General features: G+C 67.7%; 15 protein-coding genes. 7 read left to right on the forward strand and 8 right to left on the reverse strand.

Translation table 11 applies throughout. The features are described from left to right. Positions 1-112 precede the first annotated feature (112 nt). Positions 113-2,053, forward strand: a complete 1,941-nt coding sequence (locus DKG75_RS11880; protein ID WP_166646531.1) for a vWA domain-containing protein — start codon at positions 113-115, stop codon at positions 2,051-2,053. Positions 2,054-2,120: 67 nt separating this feature from the next. Here DKG75_RS11880 and DKG75_RS11885 read toward each other — a convergent pair whose 3' ends face one another. Genes DKG75_RS11885 through DKG75_RS11905 form a run of 5 tightly spaced genes read right to left on the reverse strand, consistent with a single transcriptional unit; the run spans position 2,121 to position 5,945 of the window. Beyond that, positions 2,121-2,576 carry a DUF3592 domain-containing protein gene (locus tag DKG75_RS11885; RefSeq protein WP_109921336.1) on the reverse strand — a complete coding sequence of 152 codons (456 nt, stop codon included), beginning with the start codon at positions 2,574-2,576 and terminating at the stop codon, positions 2,121-2,123. A 28-nt stretch (positions 2,577-2,604) separates the two neighbouring features. Then, entirely contained in the window at positions 2,605-4,164 is a 1,560-nt protein-coding gene (locus DKG75_RS11890) for a fused MFS/spermidine synthase (RefSeq protein ID WP_109921337.1), read from the reverse strand. Positions 4,165-4,167: 3 nt separating this feature from the next. After that, positions 4,168-5,118, reverse strand: coding sequence for an SMP-30/gluconolactonase/LRE family protein (locus DKG75_RS11895; protein WP_109921338.1), 951 nt, complete (start codon positions 5,116-5,118; stop codon positions 4,168-4,170). 1 nt (position 5,119) lies between these two features. Further along, positions 5,120-5,566 (reverse strand): hypothetical protein, encoded by a 447-nt coding sequence (locus DKG75_RS11900; RefSeq protein ID WP_109921339.1) that lies wholly within the window; start codon positions 5,564-5,566, stop codon positions 5,120-5,122. 34 nt (positions 5,567-5,600) lie between these two features. After that, positions 5,601-5,945, reverse strand: coding sequence for a DUF4870 family protein (locus tag DKG75_RS11905; protein ID WP_133637005.1), 345 nt, complete (start codon positions 5,943-5,945; stop codon positions 5,601-5,603). A 232-nt stretch (positions 5,946-6,177) separates the two neighbouring features. Here DKG75_RS11905 and DKG75_RS11910 point away from each other — a divergent pair, with 232 nt between their 5' ends. Beyond that, a complete protein-coding gene (locus DKG75_RS11910; protein WP_109921341.1) occupies positions 6,178-6,669 on the forward strand; it encodes an Hcp family type VI secretion system effector in 492 nt (163 codons plus the stop codon). A 77-nt stretch (positions 6,670-6,746) separates the two neighbouring features. Here DKG75_RS11910 and DKG75_RS11915 read toward each other — a convergent pair whose 3' ends face one another. Then, entirely contained in the window at positions 6,747-7,154 is a 408-nt protein-coding gene (locus DKG75_RS11915; RefSeq protein ID WP_166646530.1) for an META domain-containing protein, read from the reverse strand. A 168-nt stretch (positions 7,155-7,322) separates the two neighbouring features. Here DKG75_RS11915 and DKG75_RS11920 point away from each other — a divergent pair, with 168 nt between their 5' ends. The 5 genes from DKG75_RS11920 to DKG75_RS11940 all read left to right on the forward strand — a co-directional run bounded on the left by DKG75_RS11920 (position 7,323) and on the right by DKG75_RS11940 (position 11,046). Further along, positions 7,323-8,303, forward strand: a complete 981-nt coding sequence (locus DKG75_RS11920) for a sulfonate ABC transporter substrate-binding protein (RefSeq protein ID WP_109921343.1) — start codon at positions 7,323-7,325, stop codon at positions 8,301-8,303. Further along, positions 8,300-9,097, forward strand: a complete 798-nt coding sequence (ssuC, locus tag DKG75_RS11925; RefSeq protein ID WP_208112110.1) for an aliphatic sulfonate ABC transporter permease SsuC — start codon at positions 8,300-8,302, stop codon at positions 9,095-9,097. The genes DKG75_RS11920 and ssuC overlap by 4 nt, the downstream gene beginning before the upstream one ends. After that, complete coding sequence (locus DKG75_RS11930; RefSeq protein WP_109921345.1) at positions 9,097-9,900, forward strand: ATP-binding cassette domain-containing protein; 804 nt, start codon at positions 9,097-9,099, stop codon at positions 9,898-9,900. Before ssuC ends, DKG75_RS11930 begins: the two co-directional genes overlap by 1 nt. Before the next feature lie 245 nt (positions 9,901-10,145). Continuing rightward, positions 10,146-10,493 carry a DUF805 domain-containing protein gene (locus DKG75_RS11935; RefSeq protein WP_109921346.1) on the forward strand — a complete coding sequence of 116 codons (348 nt, stop codon included), beginning with the start codon at positions 10,146-10,148 and terminating at the stop codon, positions 10,491-10,493. Positions 10,494-10,605: 112 nt separating this feature from the next. Further along, positions 10,606-11,046: a VOC family protein gene (locus DKG75_RS11940; RefSeq protein WP_425319011.1), complete on the forward strand. Its 441-nt coding sequence runs from the start codon at positions 10,606-10,608 to the stop codon at positions 11,044-11,046. A 9-nt stretch (positions 11,047-11,055) separates the two neighbouring features. Here DKG75_RS11940 and DKG75_RS11945 read toward each other — a convergent pair whose 3' ends face one another. Together DKG75_RS11945 and DKG75_RS11950 are read right to left on the reverse strand one after the other, a co-directional pair. After that, positions 11,056-12,582: a protein adenylyltransferase SelO gene (locus DKG75_RS11945; protein ID WP_341809850.1), complete on the reverse strand. Its 1,527-nt coding sequence runs from the start codon at positions 12,580-12,582 to the stop codon at positions 11,056-11,058. Between the two features lie 41 nt (positions 12,583-12,623). Then, a complete protein-coding gene (locus DKG75_RS11950) occupies positions 12,624-14,561 on the reverse strand; it encodes a pilus assembly protein TadG-related protein (RefSeq protein WP_166646529.1) in 1,938 nt (645 codons plus the stop codon). Positions 14,562-15,090 lie beyond the last annotated feature (529 nt).

Below are 15,090 nucleotides of genomic sequence, written 5' to 3' on the forward strand. Positions count from 1 at the left end.
TTGTGACCACCGTCATCGCGTGTGGTTGGGCGGTATCGTAATCGCCGGGCAGGGGCTTGTCGCGCGCCAATATCGCGGGCAGCCTGCGGTCCAGGCAGTCATGAGGGGGAACATGAACCGGTCGACATCATCCTGGCGCCTTGCGCTCATCGGCCTCGGCCTTGTCGCCGGGGCGGTCCCGGCCCCGGCGGCGGAAGCCCGCGACAAGGCCATCCTGGTGCTCGACGCCTCGGGCAGCATGTGGGGACAGATCGAGGGCAAGGCGAAATGGGAGATCGCCAAGGAGGCGGTGGCCCAGCTCGTCACCGGCTGGGACCCGAAGATCGACCTCGGCCTCACGGTCTACGGCCACCGCACCAAGGGCGACTGCAACGACATCGAGGATGTCTTCGCCCCCGCCCCGGCCGATGCCGGCAAGATCAAGGCGATCACCGGCGGGTTGAGCCCCAAGGGCAAGACGCCGCTGAGCGCCGCCGTCCGCCACGCCGCCGAAAAGCTGAGATATACCGAGGACAAGGCGACGGTCATCCTCGTCTCCGACGGGGAGGAGACCTGCAACCTCGACCCCTGCGCCGTCGCGGCGGAACTGGAGGCGGCGGGGGTCGGCTTCACCGCCCATGTCATCGGCTTCGACATCCGCAACGATGCCGCGCGCCAGCAGCTGCAATGCATCGCCGCCAATACCGGCGGCACCTATGTCCAGGCCAATGACGCCGCCAGCCTGAACGCGGCCCTGGCCGAAGTGGCGGCGGCGACCGCGGCCCCGGCCCCGGCACCCGCCGCCGAACCGCGCCCGGCCGCCCAGCCGCGCGCGGCGGCCACCTTCAAGCCCTTCCTGGCCGAAGGCGTGCCGCTGACCGGGACCCCGGTCTATTGGAGCCTGCACCCGGATGCGGCGGGCAGCGAGGACCTGGCGGATGCGATCGCCAGCGACTACCGCAACGCCTGGACCCCCGATGCCCCGGTCGCCCCCGGCACCTATGCGGTGCAGGTCCAGGTCGACGGCCTGAAGGTGCAGCAGACGGTTACGATCACGGGCCAGAAGCAGGAGGTGCCGGTCGTCATCGGCGCCGGCATCCTGACCGCGACCGCGGTCGAGCAGGCGGGCGGCGCCGCCCTGACCGGCGATCTCACCTGGCGCCTGTTCGATACCGAGGGAAATATCATCGGTTACAATTACGAACCCGAGGCGGTCTTCACCCTGAAGCCCGGCGACTACCGGGTGGAAGTCGCCCGGGGCGAGGCCAAGGCCGGCGCCGCGGTGACGGTGAAGGCCGGCGAGCGGCCGGCGGTCGAGATCGTGCTTTCGGCCGGCAGCCTCGAACTCGAGGTGAAGCCGAGCGAGGCGGAACCCCCGGCGAGCCAGGGCGTAACCTGGAAGATCTTCCGCGAAGGCACCGAGGACCAGGTCGCCTATTCCTACGACGGCAAGGCGGTCTTCACCCTGCCGCCCGGGCGTTACACGGTGCAGGTCTGGATCGGCGAGGCGACGGCCAGCGCCGTGGTCGAGGTGAAGCCGAAGGAGACCACGCGGACGACCCTGGTCCTCGGCGCGGGCGACGTGAAACCCCGGGCGATCTTCGCCCCCGGCGCGCCCAAGCCGACCCGCGACCTGTCGTGGAAAGTCTTCCTGATCGACCCGAAGGCGGACGACCGCAAGGGCGCCCAGGTCACCTATAGTTTCGACCTGGAGCCGGTCTTCCACCTGAACGCCGGCCGCTACCTGCTGGAAGTAACGAGCGGCGTTGCCGTGGTCGCGGCCGAGATCGAGGTCAAGGCGGGCGAGCAGGCGAGGCCCGAGCTGAACCTCAATGCCGGTGCCGTGCTCGGCAAGACCAATGCGGCCGACGTCTCCTGGCGGCTCTACAAGGTGGTGACCGCCATGACCGGGATGGAGAAGGAACAGGTCGCCTATGCCTTCGACCCGGCGCCGGTCTGGATCGTGCCCGCGGGCGATTACATCCTGGAAGCCACGGCCGGCGACAAGGTGGCCGAAGTCCCGGTCACGGTGATCGCCGGCAAGCCCACCCAGGCCCAGGTGACCCTGCCGTAGGCGGCGGGCGCCCCTCCGGCCGGCACAGTTCACTGCCGGCCGGACCCCCGCCCCGGCGGCGGGCGCCTCAGCGCAGCGGCATGACCTCGCGCACGGGGCGCGCCGCCTTCCGCACCAATATCCAGGCGATACTCGCCCCGATCAGGAGCAGGGTGCCGAAGGCGCCGAAGATCACGGCGACCAGATAGCGGGTGAAGAAGCCGCCGTAAACCGCGTCGGCCGGATCGTCCGGGTCGTAGGAAACCTCGACGCTTTCGCCCACGTCGTAGACGGCGGGGGACGAGCAGAAGCCCCGGTCCAGTTCGATCCGCTGGCCGGTCGCCGTGGTGAAGGCGACGATCGGGCAATAAAGCGTGGAACGCGCCCGGGTATTGCCCGAATTGCTGTAGCTCGTCTCCAGCCGGATCACGGTGCCGGTCGCCTTGGCGGTCAGGCCGATTCCCGAACTCAGCCAGACCGCAAGGCCGGCGACGGCGAGGAACAGCGCCGCCAAGGCGAAGAAAATGCGCGGGATCCAGATCATGACGCCCCCCCGGATAAGTCCCTGTTCGCTACCGACGCTTTTCGTTGTGCCTTTCGATCGTGTGCAGGCTTTCGACCGGGGCGAAATCGTCGGTCAGGATGGTCGGCTCGCCCACCCGGCCGACCTCGTCCCGGGCCTTGACCAGTTCGCGCAGGTCGTAGGGCAGGCGGTCGCGGGCCTGGACGGCGGCGGCCTGGGCGGCCAGCTGCTCGTCCGTCAGCCGCGGCCCGGCATAGCCGACGAGAACGATATTGCCGCCCGCCTCGATCATGTCGACCTGGTCGAAGACCGATTTCATGGTGGCATAGGCACTGTCGAAGAACATGGTGGTCGGTTCCACGTTCTGGGCGACGATGCCGCCGGGGGCCAGCCGTTCCTGCACCAGGCGGTAGAATTCCTGGGTGGTCAGGTGAAAGGGCACGAAGGGCCCGCGATAGGCATCGAGCAGGATGAGGTCGAAGCGTTCCCGCGTCCGCTGCAGGAAGACGCGGCCGTCGGCGGTGTGGATCTTCAGGCGCTCGGTCGGGCCGGCGCCGAAATAGCGGGCGGCGACATCGACCACGGCGCCGTCGAGTTCCGCCACGTCGGCGCTGGCGCCGGGCAGGCTGTCGATCAGGTAGTTGATGGTCCGCCCGCCGCCGAGGCCGACCAGGGCGATCCGGGTCACCGGCTGCGGATGGAAGGCCAGGGCCGCGGTCATATAGCGGGTATAGGCGACGGCCAGCGCCTTGGGATGGTGCAGGTCGATCACCGATTCCGTGTAGCGGTTGCGGCGATAGCCGAAGAACAGGCCGATCTGGCTGCCCCGCTTCTCGACGAAGATCGTGTTGTATTCGGAATCGATCCGCTCCAGTTCGCCGTCCGGCAGGGCCAGCAGCACGGCGATCTCGGCCGCCCGCGCCGGGGCCGGCGGCGCCAGGGCGGCGATCCCGGCCACCACCGCGGCGACGGCGGCGGCCCCGGTCGCCCGGCCGCGCGCGACGATCAGCAGGAACAGCAGCACCGACAGCAGCAGCGTCGTCCCCGCCAGCACGAAATAGATCGAGCGCATGCCGAAGCCCGGAATGAAATAGAAACTGGTGCCGAGCGTGCCGACGATGCTGCCCGCGGTCGACAGGGCCGAGAGCCGCCCCGACACCGTGCCCGAATGATCCTGGCGGTCCAGCAGCAGGCGCAGGCAGAAGGGGCTGACCGCGGCCAGCAGGGCGGCCGGCACCGCCGCCAGCAGGATCGAGGCGAGCAGGGCGGCATAGCGCAGGTCCTCGACGTGATCGAGGATCAGGTTGATGATCGCCTCGCCCTGGAACGGCACGAAGAGGACGGCGAAGGTCGAGAGGAAGAACAGCACCGGCACGATGCGACCGTGGGGATGGCGGTCGGCCATGCGCCCGCCGACGACATAGCCGACGGTCATGCCGATCAGGAACACGGCGATCAGCGCGCCCCAGGTATAGATGGTGCCGCCGAAATAGGGGATGAAGCTGCGCCCGATCATCATTTCCAGCGCCATGGTGATGAAGCCGGAAAAGAACGCCGCCCCGTGCAGGGCGAGGTCGCGCAGCAGAAATCCCGGTTTGACCTCGGTCATCGATTACTCCCGCCCCTCGACCGCGAAACGCTGGATGACGCCGTCCAGCCGGGGGTTGCTGTTGTCCCTGGTCATGGTGACGTAGAGGCTTCGCCGGTCCGGGGCAATGGCCATGTTGGTGACGAAGCGCAGATCCACCGGCACGATGCCGAGCAAGTCGCCCCGGGCGGAGAGATGGATCAGCCGGCCGTTGCCGTAATTGGCGACCAGGATCTCGCCGTCGGCGAAGGCGGCGATGCCGTCCGGCCCGCCCAGGTCATAGGGCCGCATCACCGGCGGCAGGCCGGCGAAATCGAAGAAGACGACGGGCGGCCCCACCCGGTCGGGCCCGAGCAGGGGAAAGGCCAGCACCCGCCCGCCCAGATGTTCGGAAACGAGGACCCGGCCCGCCGCCGCCTGCACCAGAACGCCGTTGGCATAGCGGATGCCCCCGGCCAGGACCTGGGCCCGGTTGTCGGCGGCGGCGATCCGGATCAGGCGCCCGGTGGCCGGGGCGCGGTCGTCGAACAGGCCGGACGACGAGAGGAAGAGATTGCCGCCGGCATCGACCGAGGCATCGTTCGGCCAGGTGATGCGGCTGCCGTCGTCGGCGGCCGCGACGGTGGCGATGGTGGTGAAATCCTCGCCCAGGCGGACGACGTGATGGCCGAGGTGGCACAGCACCCAATAGCCGCCCTGGGGTAGGCGCTTCACCGAGGTCGGGCCGCAGCCCGGCTCGGACCAGACGGCGGCGGTGCCGGCGGGCGCGCTGCGCACCACCCGGTCCCGGGGCATTTCGGACGACAGCAGGCTGCCGTCCGCCAGCAGTTGCGGCCCCTCCGGATAGCGGGCGTCGGGGTTCAGCACCTGGGCCGGGGTGAAATGCCGGGCGCCGCCGCCGGCGGCGGGCCCCGCCGCCAGCACGGCCACGGCGAGGGCGGCGGCCCGCCAAGCCCGGCGCGCAAGCACGGACACTTTATTTCGACCGCTCCGCCTCGAAGATGCCGCTGGTGTCGTTCAGGCTCCAGCGGCCGTTCATGCTGCGGCCGTCGCGGCTGATCCGGGCTTCGTAATAGACCGTGTGGCTGACGCCGCCGCGGCCGTCATAGGTCTTGCTGAAGGTCAGGGTGTCGCCGTTGCGGCGGCCCTTGACGGCGGCGGTCAGGAATTCGCTGCCGCCGTTGCCGAAGGTCGCGGGCTCGACCGTGTCGCCGGTGATGCGGCCCTTGTCGTCCTCGAGGTTCAGGGTGAAGGAAACGGCCGGCCGGTCCCCGTAATAATATTTGCCGGTCCAGGTGCCGCCGATGCCCTGGCGGTCGACGATCCGGCCGGGGCTGGCCGGGCTTTTCGAGCCGGGGGCTTCGGCCGCCGCCGGCAAGGCCAGGCCGAGAACGAGGGCAAGGGCGGTGACGGCCAGGCGCATGATGCGGCGATCCTTCGGCGATTGAGGGGACAGATTACAGGGGCTTGCGTTCCGATGCCTTGATCAGGCCGATCACCGCCTTGACCAGGACATAGATGAAGGTGCCGAACAGGATGAACAGGCCGACGAAGATCACCGAGGTCAGGATGCCGATGACCGAAAGCACGAAGCCGATCCAGAACGTCCTGATGACCGACGCGAAGTGGCTTTCGTAGGGCGTGCCGGCGGCCTCCGCCCGTTTCACATAGGCGATGATGACGGCGATGAAGAAAGTGATGCCGTTGAGGAAACTCGCCGCCATGCAGCCGTGGGCGATCATCGCCAGGGTGCGCAGGTCTTCCTCGCGCTGGTCGGGCAGGGCCGGGGGCAGGGTGGTCATGGCGGTCTCCGTCGCGGTCTGGGCCCGATTGTAATCGTCGAAACGGCAAAAAGTACAAGCCGGCGAAAGCGTGCGCGCCGTCACAGATCTTTCGGCGCCCGGTGCTATCTTAGGCTCATCAAGTGTCGCGCAACGGAATGCGGCGGGACACGAAGCGGGGGACCGGCCCCGCCGCCCGCCAGGGCAATCGGATGCCGGTACTGACGACAGGCGATGGCCTGAGGGGGAAGTTATGGCTCTCTATATGAAATTCGGTGCGGTGAAGGGTGACGTTACGGAAAAGGGTCACGAGCAGTGGCTGCTGATCGAGTCGATCTCGCTCGGCTTCAGCCGCTACCTGACCTCGGCGGTCGGCGCCGGCCAGAACCGTGAAGGTTCGACCCCCGACTTCCAGGACATCCACATCACCCGCATGACCGACCGTTCGACGCCGGAACTGATGAAGGAAGCCCTTCACGGCGGCAAGGGCGTGGAAGTCACCTTCGACTTCACGACCTCGGACAAGGACCCGTTCGTGTACTACCAGGTGAAGCTGTTCGACGTGCTGATCGGTTCGTACCAGCAGTCGGGCTCGGGCGGCGGCGCGGGCAACCGTCCGGTCGACTCGATCTCGCTGAACTTCCGCAAGTTCGAAGCGAAGTATGTTCAGAAGAAGATCGACGGCACCCCGGGCGAATCCAAGCTCGCCGGCTACGACCTCTCGAAGGCCGTCGCGCACCTCTGATACGGAAACCGGCGCTGGCCGGCGCCGGCAGGATTGGGGGCATGGGGCCGCGGATCATTCCGCGGCCCCTTTGCCATTCAGGCGCCGGGGCGATAGGTCGACAGGACGTGGCCGACGGCATCGATCAGGCTCAGCCGGCCGTCCTCGATCCGATAGGCGGCGACATTCTCGAGGCTGGCCAGGTAATCCAGTTCGATCGTGACATTGAGGCAGGCCATCCGGGTCGAGGCCATCTGGGTGAAGCTCAGTTTGTCGCCGGCGATGGTGGTGCCGCCCATATAGCGGTTGCAGCCGGCAAAGCCCGAGACCCGGCCGTCCTCGGCGATCGCCAGCGTCGGGATATTGTCGGCCGGGACCGGCTGCCCGCCCAGGGTTTCCAATTGCCATGTCGTGCCGGACAGGCCGGGACCGCCCGCAGCCGGCAGGCTTTCGCAGGCCGCGGTCAGGATCATGGTGGCCGCCAGGGCCACGAATTTTCGTTGCATATGCCTATCCTCCGCCGGTGGCAGGACAGGATAGTCCTGGTTCATGGCAAGGGTGTGGCTCATAAACACACATAAAATATGTTTTCTGAACCGTTGACGTTCATATCAGTGTGTTTTTCAAATGGAAGCAGGGATTTCATGTAAATAACATCGACTGGACGCAGAACCATGACCAGCACCATCACTCGCCAGGGCCGCATCACCCGGCGCCATGTCCTTGCCGGGGGCACCGCCCTCGCCGCCGGCCTTGCGGCCGGCCTGCCGCGCGGGGCCCGCGCCGCCGACAAGGTCATCCGCATCGGCTATCAGAAATACGGCTCGCTCGTGCTCCTGAAGGGCAAGGGTGCGCTGGAGCCGGCCTTGAAGGACCTCGGCTTCTCGGTCACCTGGACCGAATTCGCCGCCGGTCCCCAGCTGCTGGAAGCGCTGAACGTCGGCGCCATCGATTTCGGCACGGTGGGCGAAGCGCCGCCGATCTTCGCCCAGGCGGCCGGCGCGCCCCTGCTCTATGTCGCCAACGAGCCGCCGGCGCCCGAGGGCGAGGCGATCCTGGTGCCGAAGGACAGCCCGCTGAAGACCGTGGCCGACCTGAAGGGCAAGCGCGTCGCCTTCAACAAGGGCTCGAACGTGCAGTTCCTGGTGGTGAAGGCCCTGCGCGCCAACGGCCTCGACTATAAGGATATCGAGCCGGTCTACCTGCCGCCGGCGGATGCCCGCGCCGCCTTCGAGAAGGGCGCGATCGATGCCTGGGCGATCTGGGACCCGTTCCAGGCCGCGGCCGAGGCGGCGATCGGCGCCCGCACCCTGGTGAACGGCGTCGGCCTCGTCGCCAACCATCAGTTCTATCTGGCGGAGCAGAAATTCACCGACGCCAATCCCCAGGTCGTCGACGCGGTGCTGAAGGGTCTTTACGACATCGGCGAGGAAGTCCGCGCCGATCCGGAAGCGGCGGCGAAGAAACTGTCGCCCAACGTCGGCATCCCGGCGCCGGTGCTGGCCATCGCCATCCGCCGCCAGGCCTTCGGCCTGAAGCCGCTGACGCCCGAGGTGGTCGAGGCGCAGCAGGCGATCGCGGACACATTCTTCGAGCTTGGCCTGCTGCCCAAGGCGATCAAGGTCGCCGACGTCGTGCGCAAGGCCGCCTCGTGAGTACCCGGCGGCGACTGACGGGCCTCGGCGGCGCCCTGGCCGCCTGGGCCGTGCCGGTGCTGGCCCTGGTGGTCTGGGAGGCGGCGGCCCGCGCCGGCTGGATCGAATCCCGCACCCTGCCGGCGCCCAGCGCGGTCGCCGCCGCCTTCTGGAGCAGCATCGAGGACGGCAGCCTGTTCACCCATGCCGCGATCTCGACCGAGCGGGCCCTCAAGGGGCTCGCCATCGGCGGCGGCATCGGGCTCTTGCTCGGGATCATCAACGGCGCCTTCCCGGTGGCCGAGAAATTCCTCGATTCCTCGGTGCAGATGCTGCGCAACGTGCCGCATCTCGCCATCATTCCCATGGTCATCCTGTGGTTCGGCATCGACGAGGAGGCGAAGATCTTCCTGGTCTCGATCGGGGTCATGTTCCCGATCTACCTGAACACGTTCCACGGCATCCGCACGGTGGACCGCGGCCTGGTCGAAATGGGGCGGGTCTACGGCCTGTCCCGTTTCGAACTGTACTGGCGGATCATCCTGCCCGGGGCGCTGCCCTCGATCCTGGTCGGGCTGCGTTACGCCCTCGGCATCATGTGGCTGACCCTGATCGTGGCCGAGACCATCTCCGCGACCTCGGGCATCGGCTATATGACCATGAACGCCCGCGAATTCCTGCAGACCGACGTCGTCGTCCTCGGCGTCATCGTCTATGCCCTGCTCGGCAAGCTGGCGGATGTCGCCACCCGCCTGCTCGAACATTGGGCGCTCGCCTGGCATCCCGCCTATGTCCGCGTGAAGGAGCCCGCCTGATGAATGCCGTCCTCAGCCGTCTCGAGCGCAGCGTGGTCGGCGACCTGCCCGCCCGGCAGCCCGCCGCCCGCCAGGCGGCCGCCCCGGTGGCCCGGGACCGCGGTCTCTCCGTCACCCTGACCGGGGTGCGCAAATCCTTCGGCGCGCACGAGGTCCTGCACGGCCTGGACCTGCATGTGCCGGCCGGCCAGTTCCTGGCCGTGGTCGGCCGCTCGGGCGGCGGCAAGACCACGCTGATGCGGCTGATCGCCGGTCTCGACGCGCCGACCGCGGGGCATCTCCGCCTCGACGAGCGCGAGGTCACCGGCCTTCAGCCCGATGTCCGCCTGATGTTCCAGGATGCCCGCCTCGTGCCCTGGAAACGGGTGATCGACAATGTCGGCATCGCCCGCGGCCTCAACTGGCGCACCCATGCCGAGGCGGCGCTGGCCGACGTCGGCCTCGCCACCAGGGCGCGGGACTGGCCGGCGGTGCTGTCCGGCGGCCAGCGCCAGCGCGTGGCGCTGGCCCGGGCCCTGGTCTCGCACCCGGGGGTCCTGCTGCTGGACGAACCCTTCGGCGCCCTCGACGCCATGACCCGGGCGGAAATGCATACCCTGCTGCTGCGCATCCGGGCCGCCCGCGGTTTCACCGCCTTGCTGATCACCCATGACGTCGCCGAGGCGGTGGCCCTGGCGGACCGGGTCATCGTGCTGCGCCAGGGCGGCATTTCCCTCGACGTCGATATCCCGCAGGATCGCCCGCGCCGCCACGGCGATCCGGCGCTCGCCGCAATCGAGGAGCGAATTCTCGCGGCGGTGTGATCGGAAAATAACGGCCGTCCGCCAGAAGAATTGACGCCAGTACTGGGGCAAACTGTGATGCGGCCTACAATTACTTCAAGTTCAGCGGCATGTGGCCAGATTTCACTGGCCGGCCAGGTCTTCCGATGATGGTATAGCGCCGGCCCGATCGGTTTCCCCGGTCGGGATTCCACCTGTCGGGGGCGGGTGGCGCCAGCCGCCGCCCGTCCGGCTTTCGTTTGGGGGTTCAGCGAAAGGGCACACCCATGGAATGGTACATTGCGGTCCTGAAGAAATATGTCGACTTCAACGGCCGGGCGCGCCGCGCCGAATATTGGTGGTTCGTGCTCTTCACCGTCATCGTCAGCCTCGTTCTCGGGGCGATCGATGCACTGATCTTCGGCACCAGCCTGCTCGGGCCGCTCTATTCGCTGGCCGTGCTGCTGCCGTCGCTGGGCGTTCTCGTCCGCCGTTTGCACGACACCAACCGTTCGGGCTGGTGGATCCTGATCTCCTTCGTGCCGCTGGTCGGCTTCATCGTGCTGCTGGTGTTCCTGGTGGCCGAGGGCACCAAGGGCCCGAATAATTTCGGCAACGATCCGAAGGAAGCCTGATCCTGCCGCGGCAGCATCCCGCGCGTCCGCGGGATGCTGCCATGCCGTCCCCGGCCTTGCCTTCGCGGGCCGGGACGGACACCCTGCCCCGATCAGCGAAACCGATGGGGGCATGATGCATTTCCTTCATTCGATGGTCCGGGTGCGCGATCTCGACGCGGCGCTCGCCTTCTTCACCACCCACCTCGGCCTGGCCGAGACCCGGCGCATGGAAGCCCCGGCCGGGCGCTTCACCCTGGTCTATCTGGCGGCGCCGAAGGATGTCGAGACCATGGGCGCCGCCGCGCCCGAAGTCGAACTGACCTACAATTGGGATCCGGAGGATTACGGCAGCGCCCGTAACTTCGGCCATCTCGCCTTCGAGGTCGACGACATCTATGCGACCTGCGCCCGCTTGCAGGCGGCGGGGATCACCATCAACCGGCCGCCGCGCGACGGCCGCATGGCTTTCGTCCGCTCGCCCGACCTGATCTCGGTCGAACTGCTGCAGAAGGGCGGCGCCCTGCCGCCGGCGGAACCCTGGGCGTCCATGGGCAATACCGGCGTCTGGTAGGGCGCGGGCTCAGGTCCCGCAAAAGGTGCGCAGCACGCGTTCGTCCGCCTCGGGCGGGGCGGCATAGGCGGCGGCTTCCGGCCGGTCCTCGAAGGGCCGGGCGAGGATCAGGTGCAGCGCCTCGAAGGGGCCGAAGTCGCCGGCCATGGCGGCGTCGATCGCCTGCTGCACCCGGTGATTGCGGGGAATATAGGCGGGATTGACCGCGTCCATGGCGGCGGCGGTCGCCGCCGGGTCGCGGCCCTGGACCGCCAGCCGGGCCAGCCAGCGGTCGAGCCAGGCATCGATCCCCGCCATGCCGACGAAGAGACCGCGGACATCCTCGCGTCCCGCCGGTGCGGCGGCGGCGCGGCCGAGGGCGCGGAAGCCATTGGTGTAATCGGCCTCGCCCGTCTTCATGGTTTCCAGCAGGTCCTGGATCAGGGGCGCGTCCGCCTCGGCCGTCTCGGCGAGGCCGATCTTGTGCGCCATGCCGTCCAGCCAGTGGCGGCGGAACAGGGGGGCGAAGCCGGCCAGCACCTCACTCGCCTTGTCGATCGCCCGCGTCTGGTCCGCATCGATCAGGTCGAGCAGGGTTTCGGCGAAACGCGCCAGATTCCAATGGGCCATGACCGGCTGGTTGGCATAGGCATAGCGCCCCTGCTGGTCGATCGAGGAATAGACCGTCGCCGGATCATAGGCATCCATGAAGGCGCAGGGGCCGTAGTCGATGGTCTCGCCCGCGATCGAGCAATTGTCCGTATTCATCACGCCGTGGATGAAGCCGACCTGAAGCCAGCGCGCGACCAGCGCCGCCTGGCGCGCCATCACCGCCGCCAGCAGGGCGAGGGCGGGATTTTCCGCCGCGCCCGCCTCGGGGTAATGGCGGGCGACGACATGGGCGACGAGAAGCTCCAAGGCGTCGCGGTCGCCGCGGGCGGCGAAATACTGGAAGGTGCCGACCCGGATATGGCTGGCGGCGATCCGGGTGAGGATGGCGCCGGGCAGCACGGTTTCGCGCAGCACCGGCAGGCCGGTGGTAACGGCGGCCAGCGCCCGGGTGGTCGGGATGCCGAGGGCGGCCATGGCTTCGCTGACCAGATATTCGCGCAGCACCGGGCCGAGCGCCGCCCGCCCGTCGCCCCGGCGGGAGAAGGGGGTCTGCCCCGCCCCCTTCAATTGCAGGTCCAGGCGCCGGCCGTCGCGGGCGATCACCTCGCCCAGCAGCAGGGCGCGGCCGTCGCCCAACTGCGGCGAGAAGCCGCCGAACTGATGGCCGGCATAGGCCTGGGCCAGGGGGTCGGCACCTTCGGGCAGGCGGTTGCCGGCAAAGACCCCGGCGAGTTGGTCGTCGCTGACGGCGGGGTCGAGGCCGATCGCCCCGGCAAGGCCCCGATTCAGGCGAATCAGCCGAGGTTCCGCCACGGGTACCGGATTCTGCCTTGCATAAAAGCGTTCGGGCAGGCGGCCATAGGAATTGTCGAAGGAAAGCCCGAGCGGGATGGAAGGAACATTGGTCATCATGATGGCCGGCGGCGGTGATCGGGTCCCGATCATCACCACCTTTGCCTCGAAAGGCCAGCCTGCTGCCTATTGGATCACCAGCCGCGGGCTGCCGCATACGAGATCGACACTGCCACATCCGCCGTGCCGACCTGAATGCCGAGCACTTTCAGCAGCAGGTCGACGATCAGGTCGAGCAGCGGGCCGAGGACCATGCCGATCAGGAAGTCGCCGACGATATAGGTCACGGCATCGATCAGGGGTTGCAGTAAATAGGTTCCAAGAAACCCGCCGAGCTGAAGCCCGAGCGCGGTGCGGAGATTCTTGCCGAGGGTGGTGATGATCTGGGTCGTGCCGACGCTGACCCCGCTCGGGAAATCCTCATTGTCGGGCCGATGGCCTGCCTGGTCGAAAAGGGCGGCGATATCGGGGAACTTGGCCGCATCCAGCAGGGCCTCGCCTTTCAGGTCGACATGGGCGGTGGGTGCCGCGATCGGCAGGTTTACCCCGAGATCGACCGTCAGGATATCCAGCGGCGGATTGATCAGACCCCAGAGATTGTAGGAAAGGCCGAGCACCCGGAACGGGTCGGCATGGGCTGCCGCATTGTTCGACAGGAAGTCGTCGCGGTCGATCTGGCCGACATGGGCCGAGGCGAGACCGGTGTCGATGGCCATCGAGACATAGCGGTCCGCCGTGTTCTCGGGCTCGCAGCCGAGCGCGTTGACCCGCACCTGCGCGGGCGCGACGGCGACCCCGATGCTCAGGTTGTCGTTGGCGTGGGGACCGTAGGTCGGCAACAGGTCGGCATCGAGGCCGAGGACCTGAAGAATGTCCAGCAGGCCGTTCACGACGTAAAGAATGCCGGTAAGGGGGCCCTGCCAATCGACGCGCAGCAGCAGGCGGATCTGGGCCGTGCGCAGGATATTGTCGCCGTTGCGGATATCTTCCTCCGAAATTACCCGGTACCCGGTGGGCGGCTGCGGCATTTCCACCACGGAAACATCGAGGGAGGCGCCGAGGAAAGTGCCGAGCGAGACGGAGATCGGGTGCTGGCCGGTGGCGTTCGAGCCGGTCGAGGCGACGAGGATCGAGGCGGTGACGAGATCGAACAGATTGACCGGAATGGCAAGGCCGCTGTCGACGGCGCCGATGCCGACGCCGAGCAGGTCGCCCAGCTTGATGTTCACGTCCTTGATGTTCAGCAGCATCAGCTTGCTGAGGCCCGGGAAGGCGTCGCCGAGCCCGAGGCCGAGCCCGAGCGCCTTGGGGTCGCCGTTGGCGGCATTATGGGCGACATCGGCAATGACGCCGAGCACGCCGAGCACGGAGACATCGGCGCTGAGCAGCCCGTCGTAGTCGCCGGCACTGAGCCCGACCCGGATCGCATATTCGTCGAGAAAGGACAGAAGCTCGACATTGGCGCCGAGCAGGCCGTTGTAGTCGAGGACCGAGAGATTGACGTTGCCGCCGAGCAGGGCGCCGAGCAGGGCGTTGAGCAACCCGCCGCTCAGCTTGGCGAGGCCGCTGCCGATCTTCACCGTGGCATAGCGCCCGGTGGTCATGGCGACCGAGGTCGCGGCGACGCCCAGATTGTCGGCCGCGAGAACGCGCGAGAAGAAGCGCGGCGATTCCGCCGCCCCCACCAGTTCGACCGCGTTCGGCGACCGGCTCTGGCTGGCTTCCGGGTGGAACCGGCTGCCGATCGGCCGGCCGCGGCTGTAGGAGCCGAACTTCAGGGTCGCGATGTCGGTGGCGGAAAAGCCGTTCTTTTCCATGACCGCATAGGCGGCGGCGCGGGCGGCGCCGCGCTCCTCGGCCGCGCCGTCCAGCTCGCGGGCCGCGGCGATGGCGGCCAGGTCGAGCGCATCCTGGAGGCGCTGCTTCGAGTAGTAGCCGTAGCCGAAATCGACCACGAACGCGATCATCATGATCAGAAGGGGCAGCGTCACGGCAAAGAGAAGCGCCGCGGCGCCGCGTTCTCTCGATGGTGGTGCTGGCAGGTCGCGTGGCATGGCGAAGGTCCCGGACATCAATCCGCATCGGTTGCAGGTCGCGGCCACCATAGGCCAGGCGGGCCGGACAAATAACACCGAAATGGATCCATTTTGATCTGTTTTAGGCGCATAAAAAACCAAAGAGGGTTTTACCGAGTACCTCGTCAACTGACAATGCTGTTCGCTGCCGCACCCCGGCGACAACCCGGTGCTGCACCTGCTCAAAGCGGCACCACCGACGACAGAATGTGCAAAAAAATCGGGAATTTCCGCCTGAAGCCGGGGCTTTTTCCGAATCTCGACTGTTGCAATGCAGCATTATTGAGTCACCATTGGAGCGGGTTCCAAGGGCAGAATGCGGCGCGAAAACAGCGGCCTTATTAACACTATTTTGGATACATCTGTTTATTCCTGCGGTTGGGAAGTCTTCATAGTCCGGTGATGCAGGAGCGGTGAACGGCCGCGGCATCGACGGGCAGGGGCCATCTGCCGCAAGGCAGGTGTGTCCGGGGCAGGTGTGTCCGGGTCGGGCGCCTACGCGGCTGCGGGATCAAATTCGGGCATG

Origin of the sequence: Zavarzinia compransoris (assembly GCF_003173055.1) — a bacterium.
GTDB lineage: Bacteria > Pseudomonadota > Alphaproteobacteria > Zavarziniales > Zavarziniaceae > Zavarzinia > Zavarzinia compransoris.